Origin of the sequence: Stenotrophomonas sp. 59, from assembly GCF_030291095.1 — a bacterium.
Taxonomy (GTDB): Bacteria; Pseudomonadota; Gammaproteobacteria; order Xanthomonadales; family Xanthomonadaceae; genus Stenotrophomonas; species Stenotrophomonas maltophilia_Q.
Map to the genome: position 1 here is coordinate 1,161,283 of NZ_CP127408.1, position 24,080 is coordinate 1,185,362.

Here is a 24,080-nt window from a genome sequence, read left to right on the forward strand (position 1 = left end):
GCTTAGAATCAAAGGTTCCGCCCCCGAGGGCGGCTTCCCCACATTCTACATAGCCAATCCATGTCAGCTTCCCCCCTTGTCGATCGTTGGATCGTACTGAAGTTCGGCGGCACCTCGGTGTCGCGTCGTCATCGCTGGGACACGATCGGGAAGCTGGCGAAAAAACGTGCGGAAGAGACCGGCTCGCGCGTGCTGGTGGTGGTTTCGGCGCTTTCCGGGGTCACCAACGAACTGACCGCGATCGCCGATGGCGCGCCGGACAGCCGTGATCGCGTGGCCGCGCTGGTCGAGCGCCACGAGGGCTTCCTGGTTGAACTGGGCCTGGGCCGCGAGGTGCTGGCCGAACGTCTGGCGGCGCTGCAGGGCCTGTTGGACGACGCGCGCGCCGCGACCCGTCCGCTGGACTGGCAGGCCGAAGTGCTGGGCCAGGGCGAGCTGCTGTCCTCCACCCTGGGTGCGGCCTACCTGCGCGCGTCAGGCTTGGACATGGGCTGGATGGATGCCCGCCAGTGGCTGGATGCCATGCCGCCGCAGCCGAACCAGAGCGACTGGTCGCAGCGCCTGTCGGTGAACTGCCAGTGGCGCGCCGACGCGGAGTGGATGCAGCGCTTCCGCGCGCAGCCGACCCGCCTGCTGATCACCCAGGGCTTCATCTCGCGGCATGCCGATGGCGGCACCGCCATCCTCGGCCGCGGCGGCTCGGATACCTCGGCGGCGTACTTCGGCGCATTGCTGGGGGCCAGCCGCGTGGAGATCTGGACCGACGTGCCGGGCATGTTCAGCGCCAACCCGAAGGATGTGCCGGACGCGCGCCTGCTGACCCGTCTGGACTATTACGAAGCACAGGAAATCGCCACCACCGGCGCCAAGGTGCTGCACCCGCGCTCGATCAAGCCGTGCCGTGATGCCGGCGTGCCGATGGCCATTCTCGATACCGAGCGCCCGGAACTGCCGGGTACCAGCATCGATGGCAGTGCCGCGCCGGTACCGGGGGTGAAGGCGATCAGCCGCCGCAACGGCATCGTGCTGGTGTCGATGGAAGGCATCGGCATGTGGCAGCAGGTCGGCTTCCTGGCCGATGTGTTCAACCTGTTCAAGAAGCACGGCCTGTCGGTGGACCTGATCGGTTCGGCCGAGACCAACGTCACCGTGTCGCTGGACCCGTCCGAGAACCTGGTCAACACCGATGTGCTGGCCGCGCTGTCGGCGGACCTGTCGCAGATCTGCAAGGTGAAGGTGATCGTGCCGTGCGCGGCGATCACCCTGGTCGGTCGTGGCATGCGCTCGCTGCTGCACAAGCTGTCGGACGTATGGGCCACGTTCGGCCGCGAGCGCGTGCACATGATCTCGCAGTCGTCCAACGACCTGAACCTGACCTTCGTCATCGACGAAGCCGATGCTGACGGCCTGCTGCCGATCCTGCACGCCGAGCTGATCGACAGCGGTGCGATGCCGGTGGAGGAGACCGAGGTGTTCGGCCCGCGCTGGCGCGAGATCGCCGGCACCGTGCGCCCGCGTGGCACGCCGTGGTGGCGTGGCCAGCGCGCACACCTGCTGCAGCTGGCCGATGCCGGAACGCCGCGCTACGTCTATCACTTGACGACCGTGCGCGCCCGCGCCCGCGCGCTGGCCGCGATCAAGCCGATCGACCAGCGCTACTACGCGATCAAGGCCAACAGCCACCCGGCCATCCTGCAGCTGTTGGAAGCCGAGGGCTTCGGCCTGGAGTGCGTGTCGCACGGAGAACTGAAGCACGTGTTCCAGCATCTGCCGGAACTGTCGCCCAAGCGCGTGCTGTTCACTCCCAGCTTCTGCCCGCGCAGCGAGTATGAAGCCGCATTCGCGATGGGCGTGACCGTCACCGTCGACAACGTGGAAGCGCTGCAGCGCTGGCCGGACCTGTTCCGCAACCGCGAACTGTGGCTGCGCGTCGACCTGGGCCGTGGCGAAGGCCACCATGCCAAGGTGCGTACCGGCGGCAAGGATTCCAAGTTCGGCCTGCCGATCGCCCGCGTCGACGAGTTCGTGCGCGCGGCCACCGATCTGGGCAGCCGCGTGGTCGGCCTGCACGCGCACCTTGGCAGCGGCGTGGAGACTGCCCAGCACTGGCGCCTGATGTGCGATGAGCTGGCCGGTTTCGCCCGCCGCATCGGCAGCGTGCAGACCATCGACATCGGCGGCGGCCTGCCGATTCCGTATTCCGCCGAGGACGAGCCATTCGACCTGGATGCGTGGGCCGAGGGCCTGGCCGAGGTCAAGGCGCTGCATCCGGCATTCCGCCTGGCGATCGAGCCGGGCCGCTACCTGGTGGCCGAATCCGGCGTGCTGCTGACCCACGCCACCCAGGTGGTGGAAAAGGACGGCGTGCGCCGCGTCGGCCTGGACGCTGGCATGAATGCACTGATGCGCCCGGCGCTGTACGACGCCTGGCACGACATCGAGAACCTCAGCCGCCAGGGCGGATACGCCGAAGCGGCATTCGATGTGGTCGGCCCGATTTGCGAATCCAGCGATGTGTTCGGCAAGCGGCGCAAGCTGCCGGTGTCGACCGCGCCGGACGATGTGATGCTGATCGCCGATGCCGGTGCCTATGGCTATTCGATGGCCAACACCTACAACCAGCGGTTGCTGCCGCGCGAAGACGTGATCGAGTGATCGCCACCCGCGCCCTGCACCCGCCCACCGACACGCCCCGCGCCCTTGCGCGGGTCCGTGCTTGACCGGATACACCATGACTGCTTTCGACAAACACCAGGTTTCCCGCTTCCGCTTCGTCCGCTGCGAATTCGCTGCGGAGACCGGCGTGGCCAAGCTGGTCTACGCCTTCGATGACGGCCCGGAGATGGTGGAAACCATCACCGTGCCCGGCGCCCCGTTCGTGCTGGACGAGGCGCGCGCCGCCGCCGTGCAGCGCGCGCTGCAGCTGCTGCACCTGATTGCCGGTGTCAGCTACTACAAGGCCGGCGTGCCGGAGACGGTCAGCATCGACAGCTACGCCATCGATGCTGATACCGCGGCGCTGGTGGAGACGGTCTACCTCAACGGCCTGGGCGAATTCGCCTACCGCAACGGCCTGAACCTGCGCGGGCGTTTCCGCCTGCCGGTGCAGGGCGAGGCGGTGCAGGCACCGACGCTGGGCCTGCAGGCGCATGCGCTGGTGGCCATCGGTGGCGGCAAGGATTCACTGGTCAGCATCGAAGCACTGCGCCGTGCCGGCGTGGACGAAACGGTGACCTGGATCGGTGGTTCGCAGCTGATCCGCGCCTGTGCCGAGCGTACCGGCCTGCCGACGCTGAACCTGGGCCGCGCGCTGGCGCCGGAACTGTTCGAGCTCAACCGCCAGGGCGCGTGGAACGGGCATATCCCGGTCACCGCGGTGAACTCGGCGATCATGGTGCTGGCTGCACTGCTGCAGGGCGTGGACCAGGTGGTGTTCTCCAACGAACGTTCGGCCAGCTACGGCAGCCAGATTCCCGGCACCGGTGAAGTGAACCACCAGTGGTCCAAGGGCTGGGCGTTCGAGCAGGCGTTCGGCAGCCATGTGCAGAAGCACGTCGCGGCGGACCTGCACTACTACTCGCTGCTGCGCCCGATGTCCGAGCTGGCGGTGGCCCGCCAGTTCGCCAAGACCGATTTCTACGACGCGCACTTCTCCAGCTGCAACCGCAACTTCCACATCCTCGGCGAGCGCCCGGTGAACCGCTGGTGTGGCGTCTGCCCGAAGTGCCATTTCGTGTTCCTGGCGCTGGCTCCGTTCATGCCCAAGACGCGCCTGGTGCGCATCTTCGGCCGCAACCTGCTGGACGATGCCGAACAGGCCGGTGGCTTCGATGCACTGCTGGAGTTCCAGGACCACAAGCCGTTCGAGTGCGTCGGCGAAGGCCGCGAATCGCGTGCGGCGATGGCGACCCTGGCGCAGCGCCCGGAATGGAAGGAAGACGTGCTGGTGAAGCGCTTCTGCAATGAGATCCAGCCACAGCTGGATGCCGCCGAACTGGAACTGGCGCCGCTGCTGCAGTTGCAGGGCGAACACCGGGTTCCGGCTGCGCTGTGGGAACGGGTGCGTGAAGATTTCGAAGCTTGAGGGAAAGCGCGTTGCGCTGTGGGGCTGGGGCCGCGAGGGTCGCGCCGCGTTTGCGGTACTGCGCGCGCGCCTGCCGACGCTTGGCCTGAGCCTGTTCTGCCTCGCAGCTGAAGCCGAAGCCGCGCGTGCGGAAACGCAGGGCGCGCTGCAGGTGCTTGGCGAACCCTCGGCCGAAGCGCTGGCGGCGTTCGATGTGGTGATCAAATCGCCCGGCATCAGCCCTTACCAGCCGATCGCGCTGGCGGCGGCAGAGCAGGGCACCATGTTCATCGGCGGCACCGCGCTGTGGTTTGCCGAACACGCCGGCGGCGATGGCATCGTGCACGACACCGTGTGCGTGACCGGCACCAAGGGCAAGAGCACCACCACCGCGCTGGTCGCGCACTTGCTGCGTGCGGCCGGTCATCGCACCGGCCTGGTCGGCAACATCGGCCTGCCGCTGCTGGAAGTGCTGGACCCGCAGCCGGCGCCGGACTACTGGGCGGTGGAGCTGTCCAGCTACCAGACCGGCGAAGTGGCGCGCAGTGGCGCCCACCCGCAGGTGGCTGTGGTGCTGAACCTGTTCCCGGAACACCTGGACTGGCACGGCAGCGAACAGCGTTACATCGAGGACAAGCTGCGGCTGGTGACCGAAGCTGCGCCGCGCATCGCCGTGCTCAATGCCGCCGACCCGCACGTGGCCGCGCTGTCGTTGCCCGGCAGTGAGGTGGTCTGGTTCAACCAGCCTCAAGGCTGGCACATGCGTGGTGACATCGTGCATCGCGGCGAGCAGGTGGTGTTTGATACCCGCAACACGCCGCTGCCCGGCCGCCACAACCGCGGCAACCTGTGCGCGGTGCTGGCCGCGCTGGAAGCACTGGGCCTGGATGCAGTGACACTGGCACCGGCGGTGCAGGACTTCCGTCCGTTGCCGAACCGCCTGCAGCGCATTGGCGTGGCCGATGGCCTGACCTACGTCAACGATTCGATCAGCACCACGCCGCATGCCAGCCTGGCCGCGCTGGAGTGCTTTGCCGGCCAGCGCATCGCGCTGCTGGTGGGCGGGCATGATCGTGGCCTGGACTGGACCGATTTCATGCAGCACATGGCGCACGACGTGCCGCCGGTGGAGATCGTGACCATGGGCAGCAACGGCCCGCGCATCCACGCGATGCTGCAGCCATTGGCCGATGCCGGCCGCTTCGGCCTGCACGCGGCGGGCGATCTGCCCGAGGCGATGGCGCTGGCCCGCAACGCGCTGGGAGTGCAGGGTGGGGTGGTGCTGCTGTCGCCGGGGGCGCCGAGCTTTGGCGCTTATCGCGATTACGTGGCCCGTGGCCGCCATTTCGCCGAACTGGCCGGGTTCGATCCGGACAGCATCAGCGCTATCCCAGGCTTGGGGATCGCCTGAGGAGGCGGAACCCTTTCCGCAGGAAAGGGCTCTGACCCCGGATTGATCCTCCGCGCCCCATCCACGCAAGGCGTGGATCTACCATGGGTGCATTCCCCTGGCGGATCCGGACACCCGCATGTGCACGTTCGTCACCCTGTTCCTGCCTACGTCGTTTTCGCATGTAGAAGCCGCCGCGATCATGCAGCGTAGCGGCCGGCGCCTGTTCGTCCAGGATTCGCCAAGTCTACAGGCGGCGGTCGGTCCCGGCTGGCAACCCTGGCTGAGCGCGGGCCACTGCGATTGCGGTACGGCCCTGGCATCGGCGCATGTGGCGGCGGCATGGAACGCCGACGCCGAACGCTGGCGGAAGAAGGGCTGGAGCAAGGCCAAGATCGCGCGTGCTCTGGCCGAGCAGTTGGCGCGACATGAGCAGGAGCAGCAGGTTCGCCGGGATGAAGCTCTGAGGGATGCCGGCCAGTGGCTGCAGCGCATCGATGCACTGTTGCAGGCCGGTGCCGCGCGGATCGGCCTGCTGGTGCGTGACTACGACGGTGCGGTGAGTACCCGGCAGCCGAAGCCGCCAGAGCGTGGCTGGTCGCGGGCGTCGCTGGAGGCAGCGGATCTGCTGGCCTTCGCGCCGGGGACGTTGCACTGGATCGAGCGTGGGTGAACCAGCGGGGTCAGATCCCTTTCCGCAGGAAAGGGATCTGACCCCCATCCACGCATGGCGTGGATCTACTGTAGAGCCGAGCCCATGCTCGGCTGGATTTCAGTCGTCCTGATCGATGAACGCGTAATCGCCATCCATCAGCTGCTGCAGATACGCATCGAAGCTCGGCGCGATCACCGCGTAGCTGTCCGGATCGTGCAGATAGCGCACTACCTGGCCGACTGTGCCGCCCGGTGCCGGATCGAAATCCAGGTACAGCATCGAGGTGCCGCCGTTGTTCATGCAGTGCGAGAAGCACAGGCGGCGGTTCATCGGTAGATCGGCATCGATGCCATCGCCGAGGATCTCCGGCTCGTCATCCAGCCATTCCTCGTAGATGGAACGGATGCTGTCGTCCCACTGCTGCTGGTCCTCGAAGATCTGCGCCACCGAGCGCAGGTAGTACGGATAGCCGCCATCCTCCACGTCCGAACCCAGCATCAGCACACAGACCTCGCCATCGGGGTACTCGCGGAAGTGCGTGCCATCCACGCGCGACAGCAGTTCCACCAGGCTGTCCGGCACCAGCGGCCACTGCGCACGCAGGCGCTGCAGGTCCTCGGCGCTGGCGCCCTGCACACGGGCCCACTGCGGGGCATCGTCAGCAGGCAGGCGTGGGATCAGGCCAGACAGAAAGGGATCAACAGGATTCATGCGAAAAAGGGGACGGAAGGGATCAAGTCGTATCCAACCACACCTGCGTCACGCCGCCAATGCAGAATGCGACGCGGGAGGGGCGAATACGACTTGATCCCCTCCGTCCCCTTTTTCTGGAGCATGCGCATGAATCGGTGGCGATGCGGTGTGGCGATGGTGCTGGGGCTGGCGGCGATGCCGGCGTGGGCGGCGATGAAGACGCAGCCGGTGGAGTGGAAACACCAGGGCACGACCTTCAGCGGCGTGCTGGTCTATGACGATGGCGGGCATGACAAGCGGCCGGGCCTGGTGATGGTGCCGAACTGGAAGGGCGTGAACGAATCGGCCATCGAGAAGGCCAAACAGCTGGCCGGTGACGATTACGTGGTGCTGGTGGCCGATGTGTACGGCAAGGGCGTGCGGCCGAAGACCGATGCCGAAGCCGGCCCGGTGGCGACCAAGCTGCGCAACGACCGGCCGTTGCTGCGTGCCCGCGCGCTGGAGGCGGTGAACGTGCTCAAGGCGCAGGCAGGCAAGGTGCCGCTGGATGCCAGCCGGATCGGCGCGGTTGGTTTCTGTTTCGGCGGCACCACGGTGCTGGAGCTCGCCCGGGCCGGCGCGCCGTTGGCCGGTGTGGTCAGCCTGCACGGTGGGCTGGGTTCGCCGCTGCCGGCGCAGGCTGGTGGCACGCACCCGTCGGTGCTGGTGCTCAACGGGGCCGACGACAAGAGCGTGACCGCCGAGGACATCGCCGGTTTCCAGAAGGAAATGAACGCGGCCAGGGTCGATTGGGAATTCACCAACTACAGCGGTGCGGTGCACTGCTTTGCCGAGCGCGATGCGAACAGCCCACCGGGCTGCCAGTACAACGAGCGTGCGGCGAAGCGCGCCTGGAAGGCGCTGGATGAGTTCTTCGAGGAGCGCTTCCGGTAAACAAAGGCGTGCCGACCAAGGTTGGCACCCACCGATGTTCCAGTGCCGACCAAGGTCGGCACCCACCCACAGCGGCGGTAGGTGCGGACCGTTGGTCGGCACGCCTCCCCATCAATGCGAGCGCTGCACCGCGTAACGGGCCAGACCACGCAGGGCGGCCACGGCGTCGTTGTCTGCCAGGCCATCGAGCGCGCGCTCGGCGGCCTCAGCGTATTCCTCTGCACGCGCGCGGCTGTACTCCAGGCCGCCGGTGGCGCGGATCGCGGCCAGCACTTCCGGCATCGCCGAGGCATCGCCGTCCTGCACGATGGTGCGCAGGCGCTCACGGGTGGCGTCGTCGGAGTGCGCCATCGCGTGGATCAGCGGCAGCGTCGCCTTGCCTTCGGCCAGATCATCGCCCAGGTTCTTGCCCAGCTCGTCGGCGTTGGCCGAGTAGTCCAGCACGTCATCGGCGATCTGGAACGCGTAGCCCAGGTGCATGCCGTAGTCGAACAGGGCCTGCTGGGTCGCCTCGTCCACGCCGCTGGCCAGCGCGCCCAAGCGGGTACCGGCGGCGAACAGCACCGCGGTCTTGCGCTCGATCACGCGCAGGTACGCGGCTTCGTCGGTATCGGGGTTGTGCACGTGCAGCAGCTGCAGCACCTCACCCTCGGCGATGCGGTTGGTGGCATCGGCCAGGATCTGCATCACCGACATGCGCTCCAGCTCGACCATCAGCTGGAAGCTGCGCGAGTACAGGAAGTCGCCGACCAGCACGCTCGGCGCGTTGCCCCACAGCGCGTTGGCGGTGCTGCGGCCACGCCGCAGGCTGGATTCGTCCACCACGTCGTCGTGCAGCAGGGTGGAGGTGTGGATGAACTCGATGATCGCGGCCAGCTGGTGGTGGTCCGCGCCCACATTGCCGACCGCACGGCCGGCCAGCATCACCAGCATCGGGCGCAGGCGCTTGCCGCCGGCGGAAATGATGTGATCGGCGATCTGGTTGATCAGCACGACGTCCGAGGACAGCCGGCGCCGGATCAGGGCGTCGACGGCGGCCATGTCGGCCGCGGCAAGCGACTGGATCTGGGGCAGGCCCAGGGCGGGACGGGTGTCTTCGGTGATGGTCATGCGATCAGGCTTTCAGGCTCACCACTGATTATAGGCGCTGGCCGTGAATTCGGGCGCAAACCGGGCTGGCCGGCGTCTGCGGCCCGGCCAAGGCTGCCGCCTGCGTGAATACGTATGCAGGTTGCGCCATGCCCGGGAGGCCGCCGCTAAGCTTGCCGGAACAGGATTTCGGCCCGCTTCCGGCGGGCCCTGCATGCCCGGAGGGGGGCTGTCGATGTCGCACTATCCATGGTGGCGCGGAGCCGTCATCTACCAGATCTACCCGCGCAGCTACCTCGATGCCAACGGCGATGGCGTGGGCGACCTGCCGGGCATCATCGAGCGGCTGGACCACATTGCCGCGCTGGGCGTGGACGCGATCTGGATCTCGCCGTTCTTCAAGTCGCCGATGGCCGACTTCGGCTACGACATCGCCGACTACCGCGACGTCGACCCGCTGTTCGGCAGCCTGGACGACTTCGATCGCCTGCTGGCCAAGGCGCACGGCCTGGGCCTGAAGGTGATGATCGACCAGGTGCTGAGCCATACCTCGATCGAGCATGCCTGGTTCCGCGAGAGCCGCCAGGACCGCCACAATGCGAAGGCGGACTGGTACGTCTGGGCCGACCCGCGCGAGGACGGCACCCCGCCCAACAACTGGCTGTCGCTGTTCGGTGGCGGCGCCTGGCAGTGGGAGCCGCGCCGCGAGCAGTACTACCTGCACAACTTCCTGGTCGACCAGCCGGACCTGAACTTCCACCACCCGGACGTGCAGCAGGCCACCCTGGACAACGTGCGGTTCTGGCTGGACCGCGGCGTGGATGGCTTCCGCCTGGATGCGATCAACTTCTGCTTCCACGACGCGCAGCTGCGCGACAACCCGCCCAAGCCGGCGGACAAGCGCGTGGGCCGCGGCTTCAGTCCAGACAACCCGTACGCGTACCAGTACCACTATTACAACAACACCCAGCCGGAGAACCTGCCGTTCCTGGAGCAGCTGCGCGCGCTGCTGGACGAGTACCCGGGCGCGGTCAGCCTCGGCGAGATTTCCTCGGAGGACTCGCTGGCCACCACTGCCGAGTACACCCAGGACGGCCGCCTGCACATGGGCTACAGCTTCGAGCTGCTGGTGGACGACTACAGCGCGGCCTACATCCGCGACACGGTCTCCCGCCTGGAAGCGGCGATGACCGAAGGCTGGCCGTGCTGGGCGGTTTCGAATCACGACGTGGAGCGGGCGGTCAGCCGCTGGGGCGGCCATCCGGCCGATCCGCGGCTGGCGCGGATGCTGGTGGCGCTGCTGTGCTCGCTGCGCGGCTCGGTGTGCCTGTACCAGGGCGAGGAGCTGGGCCTGGCCGAGGCCGAGGTGCCGTTCGAGGCGCTGCAGGACCCCTACGGCATCACCTTCTGGCCGAATTTCAAGGGCCGCGACGGCTGCCGTACCCCGCTGCCGTGGACCGACGCTCCGCTGGCTGGCTTCACCTCCGGCAAGCCCTGGCTGCCGATCCCGGCCGAGCACCGGGCGGCGGCGGTGGCCGTGCAGGAGCGGGACCCGCACTCGGTCCTGGCGGCGTTCCGGGCATTCCTGGCCTGGCGGCATGGCCAGCCGGCGCTATTGCATGGCAGCATCCGATTCATCGAAAGCGCCGAGCCAGTGCTGCTGTTCGAGCGTATGCTTGCAGATGAAACCCTCCTGCTGGCCTTCAACCTGTCGGCCGAGGCGGTAAGCCATCCGCTGCCGCCGGGCAACTGGCAGCAGGTGGCGGTGCCGGGCCCGGATGCGGGCACGGTGCAGGGCAATGAACTCCAGCTGCCGCCGCGCGCGGTGTATTGCGCCCGACGCAGCTGACCGTTTTCTCCGGTGGCGGTACTTGCGGGGACGGGGCCGAAGCGCCCCGTCCCTTTTTTGTGGGTGCGGTTGGTGAAAGGCATCCACGCATGGCGTGGATCTACCGGGATGGCGCCGGTTCATGGATGGCGTGGATGGGCTTTGCAGACCCTCGCCGGCGTTCGCGCAAAGGAAAACCCGCTGCCTGCGCAGCGGGTTTCCGGTGATCCGCGGCGCCGGGCAGGGCCCGGCGCGACCTCAGAACTTGTAGTTCACGCCCAGCATGTAGGTGCGGCCCCACTCGATGTACTCCAGCGGGCGGTCCTTGCTGCCGGCGTAGGTGCGGTACGGTTCGTTGGTCAGGTTGCTGCCCTGCAGCAGCAGGGTCAGGCCACGCAGGGCGCTGCTGTCGCTGAAGGTGTAGCTGACCTGCGCATCGGTCACGTTCTCGCCCACCACGTAGCGCAGGCTGCGGTTGCCGTTGAAGTTGCCGATCTCACCGATGAAGTCCGAACGACGGCGCTGGCTCACGCGTGCCTCGAAGCCGCTGCGCTCGTAGTACGCGGTGAAGTTGTACACGCGCTTGGACAGGCCCGGCAGGCTGATCGGATCGGTGCCCACGCTGGACGCGCTTTCCGGATCCAGGATGGTGATGTCGCTCTTGTTGAAGGTCGCGCTGGCCTGCACGCCGAAGCCGCGCAGGCTGTCGGTCAGCATGTCCAGCGGGAACGACGCGGTCAGTTCCAGGCCCTTCAGCGTACCGCCCTTGCCGTTCTGCGGCGCGGAGAAGGTGCCGGTGGTCAGCACCGGCGAGGTCATGCCCGGCGGCGGCACGTAGCTGCCCAGCAGCGCGGTGAAGTCGTAGTTGTCGACCGACTGGGTGTAGACGTAGCTCTTCAGGTCCTTGTAGAAGATCGCGGCGGCCACGTAGGCCTTTTCACCGAAGTACTTCTCGTAGGACAGGTCGAGTGCGGTGGCGCGCCACGGGTCCAGCAGCGGGTTGCCGCCACTGCCGCCGGGGCGGCCGGTGCCGGTGTCCACGCCGAATTCCAGGCCGGCGCGCATCTGGTCCACGCGCGGTCGTGCGACCTGCTTGGCGGCGGCGAAGCGCAGCGTCTGCTGGTGCGGGAACATGAAGGCCAGGTTCAAGCTCGGCAGCCAGTCGTTGTACTTGCGGCCTGCGGAGTAGGGCTGGATGTTGCTGCCGGCCGGCTGCGAGCTGTCCCAGTAGCGCGAATCCGAGCTCTGGTCGGTGTGCTGCATCTGCACGCCGATGTTGCCGCGCACGCCGACCACGCCGATGTCGGTGTTGATGTTCAGGCGCGCCCAGGCGGTGGTGATCTTTTCCTGCACCGTCCACGACTTGGGAATCAGGTAGTCCAGGTTGTCGACCGGGTTGAAGGTCATGTAGCGACCGACCGCGGCCGGCACGTTCCAGGCCGGGATGGTGCCGAGACCGGCGAAGCTCAGATCCACCGGACGGTATTGCAGGTCCGAGGCGATGTTGGCATCGCCCTGGGCACCGAGCAGGATGTTGCCTTCGGACTGGGTCTTGACCTTGCGGCGGTCGGCGTAGTTCACGCCGATGTCCAGGTCCGGCGCCCACGAGGCGATGGCCTCGGGCAGTGCAATCGTCGCGGCCAGCTTGCCGCCCTTCAGGCGGTCTTCCACCTGCGGCACCTTGCCGTAGCCAGAACCATAGATGGTGTTGGTCAGGAACAGCGCGTCGGGATTGGAGTAGTTCAGGCCCGGGCTGATCTGCGAGAAACCGTTCTGGCGGATCGACACGCCGACCGTATCCAGCTGCGGCATCGGCGTCAGCTGCAGGTTGTTTTCCAGGTTCAGCTCATCGCGGGTGGCCTTGGAATAGTTCAGGTCGGCGACCAGCTTGACGCCACTGAAGTTGAACTCGTTGTTCCAGCCGAACGCGTCGATCTTGTCCTTGCGCTTGTTGTACATGCCGCGTACCAGCGGGTATACGCCGCTGGCGGTGCCACCGGTGAACGAACCATTGGCGTTGACCTGCGGATTGCTGACCAGCAGGCCGGGCGTGTAATTGCCGTTGTAGTTGCTCAGGTTGAGCTCGAACTGGTTGGCGGTGTCGATCTGCTCGGCTTCGGTGTGGAACGCGTCGAAGGTGCTGGTCCAGCTGTTGTTCGGCCGGAACTGGATCGTGGCCATCACGCCGTCGCGCTTGTTGTTGCCGGTGCGGCGCAGCGCCTTGATGCCATCGGAGAAGTAGGTGCCCGCGGCAACGCCCGGGCGGTTGCCCTTGTCGGTGTGCTCGGTGGTCCACGGTTCATACAGGCCAACCTGGTTTTCCTGGATCGGCATATCGCTGTGCGCGTAGCCGATGGCGATGCCCAGGGTCTTGTCCAGGAACTGGTCGATGTAGCTGGCGCTGAAGCGGTTGCCGTACGGATCGACATTGGCGGCGCGGCCGAGCGAGCTCTTCTGGTAGCGGCCGCTGACCGCGATCACGCGTTCGCCGAAGCTGAGCGGGCGTGCGGTCTGCATGTCGATGGTGCCCGACAGGCCCTGGCCGACCAGCGCCGCATCCGGGGTCTTGTACACGGTCACGCCGTTGACCAGCTCGGACGGGTACTGGTCGAACTCGACGCCGCGGTTGTCACCGGTGCTGACCACTTCGCGGCCATTGAGCAGGGTGGTGGCGAAGTCCGGCGACAGGCCGCGCACGCTGATCACCTGCGCACGGCCGGCCACACGCTGCGCGGCCAGGCCGGGCAGCCGCGAGATCGACTCGGCGATGCTGACGTCGGGCAGCTTGCCGATGTCTTCGGCGGAGATCGCCTCGACCACCGAGGTGGCGTCCTGCTTGACCGCGATCGCGCTCTCGATGCCGCGGCGGATGCCGGTGACCTGCACCGTATCCAGGTTGGTGGCGGCGGTGCCGGCCGGCGTGGTGGTGCTCTGCGTGGACTGTGCCGACGCCAGCGTCGGCGCCAGCACAACGGCCAGCGCGAGACTCAGCGCACTGCGCTTGTGGTTCAACATTTTCCCCTCCCAGGCAATGTTGCAGATCGATTCGTGAACGTCCCGGAGTGCCCGTGGACGTGCGACGCGGTGGCCGCTGTCGTCGCCGCTATGGTAGGCAGCGCGTTCTTCGCGGGAATCACCCTGCATACGTATTCAATGGTGTTTGCAGGGGTGTAATCGCTTTCAGATCCCCGCCACGGCAGCGCCGGGCCATGCCCGGCGAACGCCATGCGGGGGCGTTCATCAATCCAATGGCGTGAAGCGAACGGCCTGTCCACCACCCGGCGCCAGCACCAGCGTCATGGCATCGGCGCTGGTCACCTCGCGGGTTTCGCGGGCGAACGCGAACGGGTTGCTGCGGAAATCGGCGCCGTCGCCATCGCGGTAGATCTCTGCGCGATAGCGCACGCCGGGTTCCAGGAAGCCCAGCGACACTGGCAGTACGCGGCCGTGCTCATCGGTGATGCTGCCGAGGAACCAGTCGCGGCTGTTGCGGTCGCGGCGCACGATGGTCACGTAGTCGCCCACTTCGCCATCGAGCACGCGGCTCTGCTCCCAGTCCACCGCCACGTCCTCGATGAAACGGAACGCCTCGCGGTGCTGCAGGTAGTGCTCGGGCAGGTCGGCGGCCATCTGGATCGGGCTGTACAGCACCACGTACAGGGCAAGCTGGCGGGCCAGCGTGCTGGGGATGGCCTGGCCGTGGCGGCCCTTCAGGCTGAGGATGCCAGGGGTGTAATCCATCGGCCCGGCCAGCATGCGGGTGAACACCAGGTTGACCTCGTGCTCCGGCGGGTTCGGCGGCTGGCCCCAGGCGTTGTACTCCATGCCGCGCGCGCCTTCGCGCGAGATCCAGTTGGGATAGGTGCGGCGCAGGCCGGTGTCCTTGATCGGCTCATGCGGGTTCACCGACAGGTGCCGGCGCGCCGCCTCCTGCACCACCTTCAGGTGATGGCGGGCCATGAACTGCCCGTCGTGCCACTCGCGCCAGAGCGGGCCGCCAGCCGGATTGCGGCGGTCGACCTGGCCGTCATCGCAGACGTAGCCGGTCTTGAACTGGTCCACGCCCAGCCGTGCGTACAGGTCCAGCGCAGCGCCCAGCTGATCCTCGTAGTGCTCGATGGCGCAGCCGGTTTCGTGGTGGCCGATCAGGTGCACGCCCTTCTTCAAGCCATACGCCGACAGCGCCTCGATATCGAAATCGGGCGTGGCGCGGGTGAAATCGAAGTCGTAGCCGTTGCCCACCCACATGCCGTCCCAGCCCGGATTCCAGCCTTCCACCAGCACGCCACGGAAGCCGTGCGCAGCGGCGAAGTCGATCACCTTCTTCGTCTTGGCGGCGGTGGCCGCATGCTTCGGCCCGGTCGCCCAGCTCTCGTTGTCCAGATGCATCGACCACCACACGCCCAGGTATTTGGCTGGCTTCACCCAGCTCACGTCGCCCAGCGCGTTGGGCTCGTTGAGGTTGAGGATCAGGTCCGATTCGACCAGCCCACCTGCGCGGTCAGCAATCTGCAGCGTGCGCCACGGTGTGGCGAAGGGCAGGGCGCGGCGCACCTTCCAGCCTTCGGCCGCAGGCGAAAGCTGCGCGCGCAGGCGCTGGCCCTCGGTGCGGCGCAGCCACATGCCGGCGTAGTCCACCAGCGCGGCCTCGTGGATTGCCACGTGCAGGCCATCGCGGCTGCGCAGGGTCATCGGCGTATGCACCAGCGGCACTTCGCGCAGCGGGGTGCGCTGGTACAGGTATTCGTAGTGGATCGGCTCGCCGGCCGGGATCCACCAGGCGGTCGATTCCGGCGCGATGGCGAACTCGGTCAGCTCGTCATCGATGATTGCCTCGCGCAGGTTGGGCTGCTCGGGGAACACGTAGCGGAAGCCGAGGCCGTCGTCGTAGACGCGGAACACCACATCCAAGCGGCGCTTGTTGCCGGTGGTCTCAGCCAGCTGCACGATCAGCTCGTTGAAGTGGTTGCGGGTGACCCGGCGTTCGCCCCAGGGCTGTTCCCAGCTTTCGTCGACGCTGCGCTGCTGCTGGCCGATCACCGCGAAATCACGATCCAGCCGGCCGTCGCGCAGGGCGAAGCCCAGCTTCGAATCCTCCACCACGGTCCCCCCGAAACGCTCGACGCGATAGCGCGCCGTGCCGCCGTCCAGCACCAGGCTGGCCCTGAGCACTTTGCCCGGCGATTCGACGCTGACAACCTGCGGCGCAGCCTGCGACAGCGCCGCCATTCCCAGCAATGCCAGGCCGAACACATGCGCGAGCGCGCTGCGTACAGCAGTGGGTGACATCGGCATTTCCCCTCCCAAGGCGCCGTTGGCAGACCCGGACCATAAGCCAGCGCAGCCGGCGCGCTACCGCACAGAGCCATGAATACGTATGCAGCTGGGCGCAGTCGACAGCCCCGCGTCTACCATGGGGCCAAGGCCCCTTGAGGGAGGGGCCGCGCCCGCCCGCCGGCAACGACGGTACGGACCTACAACGCGTGCAGAGAGGGAGGGAGGCCGACGGGCGCAAGCCGGTCCGCCGCTTCGATGCTGAAGATCATTTGCCTGACCGCTGCCCTCGGGGCAGCGCTGGGATCGACCGCGCAGGCGGCCGACCTGCAATTCGACGGCCGCCACGCGCGCGCCGAAGCCGCAGCCAACGGCAGCTTCGTGCTGCATGCGCCGAAGGGGGCCGTACAGATCGCAGCCGCACCGATGCGCAGCCGCACCGGCAGCGTGATGTTCGATGCACTGTTCGTGCTTGCCCAGCAGGAGATGGACCAGGACCGCGTGGACGCGATCCGCGATCCTGCCTTCGACGAAGGCCGTCCGGTGCCGTGCGAGTGCTTCCAGACCGGTGCACGCTGGCCCTATGTATGGACCCGCGATGTCAGCTTCGCCGCCGACCTGGCGCTGGCGCGGCTGGACCCGCAGCGCACCCGGCAGTCGCTGCAGTTCAAGCTGTCGGCGGCGCGCGATGGGCATACGCCGGGGCTGTTCGTCGCCCAGGACACCGGCTCGGGGGGCAGCTGGCCGATCAGCAGCGACCGCGTGGTGTGGTTCCTGGCCGCGCGCCACCTGCTGGATGATCCTGCGTTCGCCGATCAGGTCTGGCAGGCACTGCAGGGCACGCTGGCGCAGGACCGGGCGATGGTGTTCGACGCGCAGATGGGCCTGTACCGCGGCGAGACCTCGTTCCTGGACTGGCGCGAGCAGACCTATCCGGACTGGACCCGCGAGGATGTGCGTTTCATCGGTGATTCCTATGCGTTGTCCACCAACGTGCTGCACTACCAGGCGCTGCGCCTGGCCGAGCAGCTGGCCGCCCAACGCGGTGACGCCCGTGCGGCCGAATACAGGGCCTGGGCCGATGCGCTGGCGCAGCAGATCGATGCACGCTTCTGGCGCGAGGACATCGGCCTGTACATGAGCTACATCGGTGAAGCCGCGCACCCGGTGCCGTATGCCAAGGTGGATCTGCTCGGCCTGTCGCTGGGCATCCTGGCCGACGTGCTGCCGCCCGAGCGTGCGCGCCGTGCGCTGGCGGCGTACCCGATCGGGCCGGCTGGCAGCCCGGTGGTCTGGCCGCAGGAAGCGCAGCAGCCGATCTACCACAACCGTGCGATCTGGCCATTCGTCAGCGCCTACTCGCTGCGTGCAGCGCGGCAGCTGGATGATGCGCCGCGCATCGCCGCCGAGATCCGTTCGATGATGCAGGGTGCCGCGCTGGCCGGCTCCAACATGGAGAACTACGAGCTGGTCACCCAGGCTGTGCATGTCGATGAAGGCGCGCTCAGCGGCCCGGTGGTCAATTCCGAACGGCAGCTGTGGTCGGTGGCGGGGTACCTGTCGATGGTGGTCGAAGGTGTATTCGGCGTGCAGGACGATGGCCGTGTGCAACCCAAGCTGCCGGCGGTGCTGGTGCCGGAGCTGTTCGGCACGCAGCGCAGCATTACGCTGGAAGCCAACGACAAGCGCTATGTGCTGGAGCGCCCGCAGACCGTGGGCGACGGCCTGCTGGTGGCGGGCAGGACCACCACGCGCGGCACCACCACGACCGTGCAGCTGATCGCCGCACCGGCAGCGACCGGTTTTGCGACCACGACGGCGGATGCCAACGCGCGTGCACCGGCCACACCGGTGGCGCCGCAGGCCCTGCGCAAGGGCGCGGGCTGGGACGTTCAGGTCGCCGCGCATCACGTGCTGTGGCAGGACGGCCAGGCAGTCACCGCCAGCAACGGCGTGGCGCGCATCAGCGACGATGGCCTGCAGCACTGCCTCAGCCTGACGCGCCGCGAAGGCGGGCTGGAATCGCTGCACGGCCCGACGGTCTGTGTCGGGCCGGAGCAGCAGCTGAAAGGAGAGCAGCGCTGGCAGTTCACCTCGGGCAAGGCTGGGCACGTACGCCTGCGGTTGCAGTACGCCAATCCGAACGGGCCGATCAATACCGGCGTCACCGCTGCGGTGAAGCAGCTGGTACTGCAGTGCGCGGGCCAGCCAGTGCAACGACACACGGTTGCGATGCCGCACAGCGTGGCCGTGCAGGACTCCACGGCGGCGACGTTCGCGGTGCCCAAGGGCCGCTGTACGGTAGCGCTTGAGGAGGGCTTCAACATGAGCGCGCTTGAACACTTCGCGCACTACACCGGCGGCAAAGGTGGGCGCGACGGCGTGCTCAACCAGGCGTGGGTGCAGGCGTTGAAGGTGGCGCAGGTTGCCTTGGACGAGGACGCACGATGAATCGTCCCGCCAAACCGCAGCTATCGTTCTGGCAGATCTGGAACATGTGTTTCGGCTTCCTCGGCATCCAGTTTGGTTTCGCCCTGCAGAACGCCAATGCCAGCCGCATCTTCGAGACGCTGGGCGCGGACATCGAGGCGGTGCCCGGGCTGTGGATCGCCGCACCGCTCACCGGCTTGCTGGTGCAGCCGGTGATCGGTTACCTGTCCGACCGCACCTGGACGCGCTGGGGGCGCCGTCGCCCGTTCTTCATGATCGGTGCGGTACTGACCACGCTGGCGCTGCTGGTGATGCCGAACTCGCCGACGTTGTGGATCGCCGCCGGCACGCTGTGGGTGCTGGACGCTTCGATCAACGTGTCGATGGAGCCGTTCCGTGCCTTCGTCGGTGACCAGCTGGCGCCACGCCAGCGCCCCACCGGCTATGCGATGCAGAGCTTCTTCATCGGCGTGGGCGCGATCGTCGCCAGCTTCCTGCCGTTCATCCTCGCCCACTTCGGCGTGGCCAATACGGCTGCCGCCGGGGAAGTGCCGGACACCGTGCGCTATGCGTTCTACTTCGGCGCGGTGGTGCTTCTGGCGGCGATCACCTGGACCGTGGTGAGCACACGCGAGTACTCGCCGGCACAGCTGGCCGCATTCGACGATGCCGAGCCACCGGCGCATCATGCCGCGCGCGTGGTCAGCGGACCGGCACCGTGGGCGCAGGTGGCGTTGTGGCTGGGGCTGGGCGTGCTGCTGGCCCTGCTGATCGCCTGGCGCCAGGGTGACAGGATGCTGTACGTGCTGGCGGGGCTGTGTGCGGGCTATGGCGTGCTGTTGGCGGTGGCCCGCGCGTTGCCTGCCACGCATATGCTGGCCGCCATCGTCGGCGACCTGCGGGCGATGCCGGTGACCATGCGGCGGCTGGCCTGGGTACAGTTCTTCTCGTGGTTCGCGCTGTTCGCAATGTGGATCTACACCACCGCGGCGGTGGCCGGTGTCCATTTCGGTTCGGCCGATCCAAAGACGGCGGCCTACAACGAGGGCGCCAACTGGGTGGGCGTGCTGTTCGGCGCATACAACGGCTTCGCTGCGCTGGCCGCGGTGCTGATTCCACCGATGGTGCGTGCCATCGGCCTGCGCTGGAGCCACCTGGTCAACCTGTGGCTGGGCGGAGCAGGGCTGGTCTCGCTGATGCTCATCCGAGATCCGCACTGGCTGCTGTTGTCGATGGTCGGCGTCGGTTTCGCCTGGGCGTCGATCCTGTCGCTGCCGTATGCACTGCTGTCCGACAGCGTGCCAGCGTCGAAGATGGGCGTGTACATGGGCATCTTCAATTTCTTCATCGTGATCCCGCAGCTGGTCGCGGCCAGCGCGCTCGGCTTTGCCCTGCGCGCGTGGCTGGGTGGCCAGCCGATGCATGTGCTGGTACTGGGCGGCTGCAGCTTGTTCGTCGCCGGCCTGTGCGTGCTGCGGGTTCCGTCCCGTCCGGAGGTGGTGTGATGCGTGCTGCGTTGGCTGTTGTTGTTTCCCTTGCCCTGTTCGCCGGCCAGGCCGTGGCCACACCGCGCCCGGACTACGTTGGTACCACCGAGCCGTTCGCCAGCGATGCGGTGTACTTCGTGGTCACCGATCGTTTCGTCAACGGCGATCCGTCCAACGATCACCGCGACCAGGGCGGCAAGCACCGCACCTTCGATATCCCGGTGCCGTGCCCGGACAAAGTGGACGGCAACATCGGTTACCTCGGTGGTGACTTCCGCGGCGTGCTCGACAATGCGCAGTACATCCGCAACCTCGGCTTCGGCGCGGTGTGGATCACGCCGATCGTGGACAACCCGGACGAAGCCTTTACCGGCAGCAAGCCGATCAGCTGCACCAGCACGCTGACCGATCGCGGCAAGACTGGGTACCACGGCTACTGGGGCATCAACTTCTACAAACTCGACGAGCACCTGCCCAGCAAGGATCTGGACTTCGCTGGCCTGACCAAGGGCCTGCACGGCGCCGGCCTGAAGGTGGTGCTGGACATCGTTGGCAACCACGGCTCGCCGGCCTGGACCATGCCCACGCGGCAGCCGCAGTTCGGCCAGATCTTCGACAAGGATGGAAGGCTGATTGCCGACCACCAGAACCTGCCGCCGCAGAAGCTGGATCCGAAGCACAACCCGCTGCACGCGTTCTACAACAACATCGGTCCGGTCGACAGCAAAGACGGATCGATCTTCGACGGCAACCTTGCCGAGCTGTCCGACTTCAACCAGGACAATCCGGCGGTGATGGACTACCTGGTTGGCGCCTACCTGCAGTGGACCGCGCAGGGCGTGGATGCGCTGCGCATCGACACCATCGGCTGGCTGCCGCACCCGTGGTGGCACGAGTTCGTCAGGCGCATCCGCGCGCAGCATCCGGGCATGTTCATGTTCGGCGAAGCGTTCGACTACGATGCCACGCGCATCGCCGAGCACACCTGGCCGGCCAATGCGAACGTGAGCGTGCTCGACTTCCCGTTGCGCGGTGCTCTGGAGCAGACCTTCGGCACCGCCGGAAAGGGCTTTGAGACGCTGGCCGAGCCGCTGCACCTGAGCGGTGGTCCGTACGCCAACCCGTATGAGCTGATGAGCTTCTACGACAACCATGACATGCCGCGCCTGCAGGCCAGCGACAGCGGCTTCGTCGATGCGCACAACTGGCTGTTCACCGCACGGGGTATTCCGGTGGTCTATTACGGCTCGGAAACCGGCTTCATGCGCGGCCGTGCCGAGCATGCCGGCAATCGGGCCTACTTCGGCCAGCCGCGCGTGGACGCCGCGCCGCAGAGCCCGATCTTCACGCCGCTGCAGCGCATCGCCAAACTGCGTGAAGCGACTCCGGCACTGCAGCGTGGCCTGCAGGTGAACGAGCGGCTGCAGGGCGACGAGGCGGTGTTCTTCCGCGTGCTGCAGCACGGTGACGTGACGCAGACCGCGCTGGTGCTGCTGAACAAGGGCGATGCGGCGCGCACCTTCGAGGTGGGGCGTTACCTGCAGGCAGGCACGTGGCGTAATGCGCTGGACGGTGGTTCGCTGATCGTGGACGGCGCCCTGAAGGCAGAAGTGCCCGCGCACGGGGTGAAGGTCTACGTGCTGGATGCGCCAGTTCAGCAGCCGGCATTGCAGGCCGAACTGGACAAGGCGATGGCCGACCAGCGGGCGCGGGACCAGCGGCTGGGGCGCTGAAGGAGCCGCCGGGCATGGCCCGGCGCTACCGCTCTGGTGGGCGCCAACCTCGGTTGGCACTTCCGCTCTGGTAGGTGCCAACCTTGGTTGGCACGCTCTTCGAGCAGTCGAGCAGGCTCGACTCTACAATAGGCACCCCTCACGCCCCGCCGTACCGCCATGACCGACCTTGCACCGCAGACCCCGATCGAAACCCTGCTGAAGGCGGCCATGGACGGGGCAGTGCCGATCCGCGCCTTCATGGAGGCCTTCGTTGCCTCCGAGGTGGTGCTGCTGACCGGTAGCCTGGTCACCCCCGACGGCAGCGGCTTCGACCCGCTGCTGTTCGACAAGCAGGGCACCCTGCACGTGGCCGTGTTCACCGACCCTGCGCGTGTGGGCATCTACAGCCAGCAGGTTCCGCACCAGATCCGCTGGCTGATGCTGGACGTGCTGCGCCGCGTACCGGGCGGGTACGGTGTCGTTATCAACCCGGGCACGTCGCTGGGCTTCGAGATCTCGCCCAGCGGCATCGGCGAAATCCTGAAAGACTTCGCCCAGGGCTGAATACCTCTGTAGAGTCGAGCCATGCTTGACTGCTTCTGCGATACGCCAGATCAGTCGAGCTACAGAGCGCTTCCCCAGCGAGGTTACGACATGGAATTCAGGGAATTACCCGTCAACGCGCCGGAACGGCAACAGCTGGCGCGGTGGTACCACGCGCAATGGGGCCAGGACGCTGGCCTGACACTGGAACAGGAACTGCAGCGGCTCAGCCCGCCGCAGGACGCCGAAGGCTTCCCGTACCTGATCGCCGCATTCGAAGATGGGCAGATGGCCGGCGCAGTCCAGCTCAAGCGCCGCGAGATGCAGGCGTTCCCGCAGTACGAGCACTGGCTGGGCAGCGTATTCGTGGCCGACAGCCATCGCGGCCGCGGATTGGCCAGTGGTCTGGTCGAACAGGCTGCGGCACAGGCGGTGCGGATGGGGGTTTCCGATCTCTATCTGCAGACCGAGTCCCTGGACGGTGGTCTGTATGCGCGGCTGGGCTGGGAGCCACTGCAGGAAGCCGACAACCACAGCTATCGCGTGCTGGTGATGGTGCGCAGGTTGGCCGCATGAGCGCAGCCATGGCACGCCATTCCCGCTCGGCCCTCATCTTCCTGATCGCGGCCATCGTTGCCGCCCTGGTGGCCATGCCGCTGCTGCGCGCGGTGGGCATGGTGCTGTGGCCGGTGTTCGTCATCGCCTGGCTGATCAACCTGGGCGCGGCCTGGCATCTGGCCCAGTGGGCGCATCAACAGGGGCGCTCGGCGTGGGCATTCGGGTTTCCGGCGGCGCTGGGCACCGTCGCCTCGATCGTGGTCTTTGTGCTGCTGGCGTTGCTGGGGCCGAAGACCGAGGTGTCGCCACACGGCTGACGCCCTCATGTAGGGGCAGAGTTGTCAGGCATATCCTGGCACTACCGCAGGGAAGAACCATGAGTTGGCAGGTCGCGGGTAAGGTGAGTGGCCCCGTCAAGCGCATTGCGCCGCGCATCCGGCTGCTCGACATATCTCAGCAGATCCTGCTGCAGTACCCGACGGCTGAGGGCTCTCAGGCGCTCGAGTTCTGACTCCGACCTGCCCGGTGAATTGGCGGAAAGGTGCAGGCTGTTGGCGATGTCCAGGGAGATTCTGCGGCGAAGGTCGGCCTCGTCCCTTGCCTGTCCTTGTTCGTTGAAAAGAAGGTGGATCGATGTCGCAAGTTCATTGCTGTACTGCTGCCGCAGGCTGGGAAACATCTGGATTACATAGAGTCCTCCCAACAGGGAGGAGATCATGGCGATCAGGAGATGTGTTCCCAGCAGAAGCCACTTCTTCACGGTGTTGCTCCTGTTGAGGCAGAACCCACCCGCAGTGATCCAGCCCACCATTCACGGAGCCGCGACGTATACGCTGGCGATGTATCCGCTGCCATTCTGTGGCGTGATGGAGACCCAGTCGTTGGACCTGTGGACGATATCCTCAAGTTGGAGACGCTCGCCTTCAGCGAGCCCGTGTCGACTACAGTAGAAGTCTGCTTGCCCTTCTCTGGAGACCATGTATTGGTTCGGGCAGTGCCAAGCAGGGTCTTTGAAATCACTGATGCTTCCCACAAGTGGAACTCTCTGGATGAGGAATCATGTCTGCGGATCCACCTCGTGTTCGAGGTTGTTCCGCAGCTCCACATTGCGGGCGCGGCGATCCGCTTTGCATCAGCGATCTGCTCGCGAAGCGCAAGGATTCGGGATCAACGTGATGTCAGGAGATGGGAAGCGGGCGTGCGAGCCGGAGTTCGACAGGAGTTATCGTTGCTGATGCGGTTGTGCCTGAAACAGACGCCAGGGGAGTGTCTTCGGGCAGATGGTGCCGAGCATGGCCCGGCACTACAGATGGACTGCGCGCGGTGCCAGCGATTAGTCGGGGTAGTGAGCTAAAGCAGAACCTTCAGCCATGGATCATCGCGACCACATTGCATTCCCATACACGCAGTCGATGGTGGTGC

General features: G+C 66.8%; 17 protein-coding genes. 12 read left to right on the forward strand and 5 right to left on the reverse strand.

Annotated features, from left to right (window positions below; all coding sequences use genetic code 11):
- Nucleotides 1–60: 60 nt before the first annotated feature.
- The 4 genes from QP552_RS05330 to QP552_RS05345 all read left to right on the forward strand — a co-directional run bounded on the left by QP552_RS05330 (nt 61) and on the right by QP552_RS05345 (nt 6,126).
- On the forward strand, nt 61–2,655 hold the full coding sequence (locus QP552_RS05330; protein WP_286075215.1) for a bifunctional aspartate kinase/diaminopimelate decarboxylase: 2,595 nt from the start codon (nt 61–63) through the stop codon (nt 2,653–2,655).
- A 76-nt stretch (nt 2,656–2,731) separates the two neighbouring features.
- Nucleotides 2,732–4,084 (forward strand): UDP-N-acetyl-alpha-D-muramoyl-L-alanyl-L-glutamate epimerase, encoded by a 1,353-nt coding sequence (gene murL / locus QP552_RS05335; protein WP_111112775.1) that lies wholly within the window; start codon nt 2,732–2,734, stop codon nt 4,082–4,084.
- The gene (gene murD / locus QP552_RS05340) at nt 4,065–5,474 is read left to right on the forward strand and encodes a UDP-N-acetylmuramoyl-L-alanine--D-glutamate ligase (protein WP_286075217.1); all 1,410 of its coding nucleotides are present in this window, start codon (nt 4,065–4,067) and stop codon (nt 5,472–5,474) included. The genes murL and murD overlap by 20 nt, the downstream gene beginning before the upstream one ends.
- Before the next feature lie 118 nt (nt 5,475–5,592).
- Complete coding sequence (locus QP552_RS05345) at nt 5,593–6,126, forward strand: hypothetical protein (protein WP_286075218.1); 534 nt, start codon at nt 5,593–5,595, stop codon at nt 6,124–6,126.
- A 99-nt stretch (nt 6,127–6,225) separates the two neighbouring features.
- Here the strand turns inward: QP552_RS05345 and QP552_RS05350 are convergent, their stop codons facing one another.
- Nucleotides 6,226–6,819: an SMI1/KNR4 family protein gene (locus QP552_RS05350; RefSeq protein ID WP_106549272.1), complete on the reverse strand. Its 594-nt coding sequence runs from the start codon at nt 6,817–6,819 to the stop codon at nt 6,226–6,228.
- Between the two features lie 129 nt (nt 6,820–6,948).
- Here QP552_RS05350 and QP552_RS05355 point away from each other — a divergent pair, with 129 nt between their 5' ends.
- On the forward strand, nt 6,949–7,734 hold the full coding sequence (locus QP552_RS05355; protein ID WP_286075219.1) for a dienelactone hydrolase family protein: 786 nt from the start codon (nt 6,949–6,951) through the stop codon (nt 7,732–7,734).
- A gap of 111 nt (nt 7,735–7,845) precedes the next feature.
- Here the strand turns inward: QP552_RS05355 and QP552_RS05360 are convergent, their stop codons facing one another.
- On the reverse strand, nt 7,846–8,844 hold the full coding sequence (locus QP552_RS05360; RefSeq protein WP_106549274.1) for a polyprenyl synthetase family protein: 999 nt from the start codon (nt 8,842–8,844) through the stop codon (nt 7,846–7,848).
- 214 nt (nt 8,845–9,058) lie between these two features.
- Between QP552_RS05360 and QP552_RS05365 the strand changes: the two genes are divergently transcribed.
- Nucleotides 9,059–10,672 carry an alpha-glucosidase family protein gene (locus tag QP552_RS05365; protein WP_106549275.1) on the forward strand — a complete coding sequence of 538 codons (1,614 nt, stop codon included), beginning with the start codon at nt 9,059–9,061 and terminating at the stop codon, nt 10,670–10,672.
- Between the two features lie 237 nt (nt 10,673–10,909).
- On the opposite strand, the gene QP552_RS05370 is transcribed toward QP552_RS05365, so the two are convergent.
- Both QP552_RS05370 and QP552_RS05375 read right to left on the reverse strand, forming a co-directional pair.
- On the reverse strand, nt 10,910–13,666 hold the full coding sequence (locus QP552_RS05370; protein ID WP_286075222.1) for a TonB-dependent receptor: 2,757 nt from the start codon (nt 13,664–13,666) through the stop codon (nt 10,910–10,912).
- Between the two features lie 225 nt (nt 13,667–13,891).
- Nucleotides 13,892–15,946: a glycoside hydrolase family 97 protein gene (locus tag QP552_RS05375; protein ID WP_286075223.1), complete on the reverse strand. Its 2,055-nt coding sequence runs from the start codon at nt 15,944–15,946 to the stop codon at nt 13,892–13,894.
- Between the two features lie 237 nt (nt 15,947–16,183).
- Between QP552_RS05375 and QP552_RS05380 the strand changes: the two genes are divergently transcribed.
- The 6 genes from QP552_RS05380 (at nt 16,184) to QP552_RS05405 (ending at nt 22,975) form a co-directional block, all read left to right on the forward strand.
- Nucleotides 16,184–18,376: a Six-hairpin glycosidase-like protein gene (locus tag QP552_RS05380; RefSeq protein WP_286075224.1), complete on the forward strand. Its 2,193-nt coding sequence runs from the start codon at nt 16,184–16,186 to the stop codon at nt 18,374–18,376.
- On the forward strand, nt 18,373–19,860 hold the full coding sequence (locus QP552_RS05385) for an MFS transporter (protein ID WP_286075226.1): 1,488 nt from the start codon (nt 18,373–18,375) through the stop codon (nt 19,858–19,860). Before QP552_RS05380 ends, QP552_RS05385 begins: the two co-directional genes overlap by 4 nt.
- A complete protein-coding gene (locus tag QP552_RS05390; RefSeq protein ID WP_286075227.1) occupies nt 19,860–21,575 on the forward strand; it encodes an alpha-amylase family glycosyl hydrolase in 1,716 nt (571 codons plus the stop codon). Before QP552_RS05385 ends, QP552_RS05390 begins: the two co-directional genes overlap by 1 nt.
- A gap of 159 nt (nt 21,576–21,734) precedes the next feature.
- Nucleotides 21,735–22,121, forward strand: a complete 387-nt coding sequence (locus QP552_RS05395) for an SseB family protein (protein ID WP_106549280.1) — start codon at nt 21,735–21,737, stop codon at nt 22,119–22,121.
- A 90-nt stretch (nt 22,122–22,211) separates the two neighbouring features.
- On the forward strand, nt 22,212–22,676 hold the full coding sequence (locus QP552_RS05400; RefSeq protein WP_286075229.1) for a GNAT family N-acetyltransferase: 465 nt from the start codon (nt 22,212–22,214) through the stop codon (nt 22,674–22,676).
- A complete protein-coding gene (locus tag QP552_RS05405; protein WP_286075230.1) occupies nt 22,673–22,975 on the forward strand; it encodes a hypothetical protein in 303 nt (100 codons plus the stop codon). Before QP552_RS05400 ends, QP552_RS05405 begins: the two co-directional genes overlap by 4 nt.
- Before the next feature lie 41 nt (nt 22,976–23,016).
- Here the strand turns inward: QP552_RS05405 and QP552_RS05410 are convergent, their stop codons facing one another.
- Nucleotides 23,017–23,418 (reverse strand): hypothetical protein, encoded by a 402-nt coding sequence (locus QP552_RS05410; RefSeq protein WP_286075231.1) that lies wholly within the window; start codon nt 23,416–23,418, stop codon nt 23,017–23,019.
- Nucleotides 23,419–24,080: the final 662 nt, after the last annotated feature.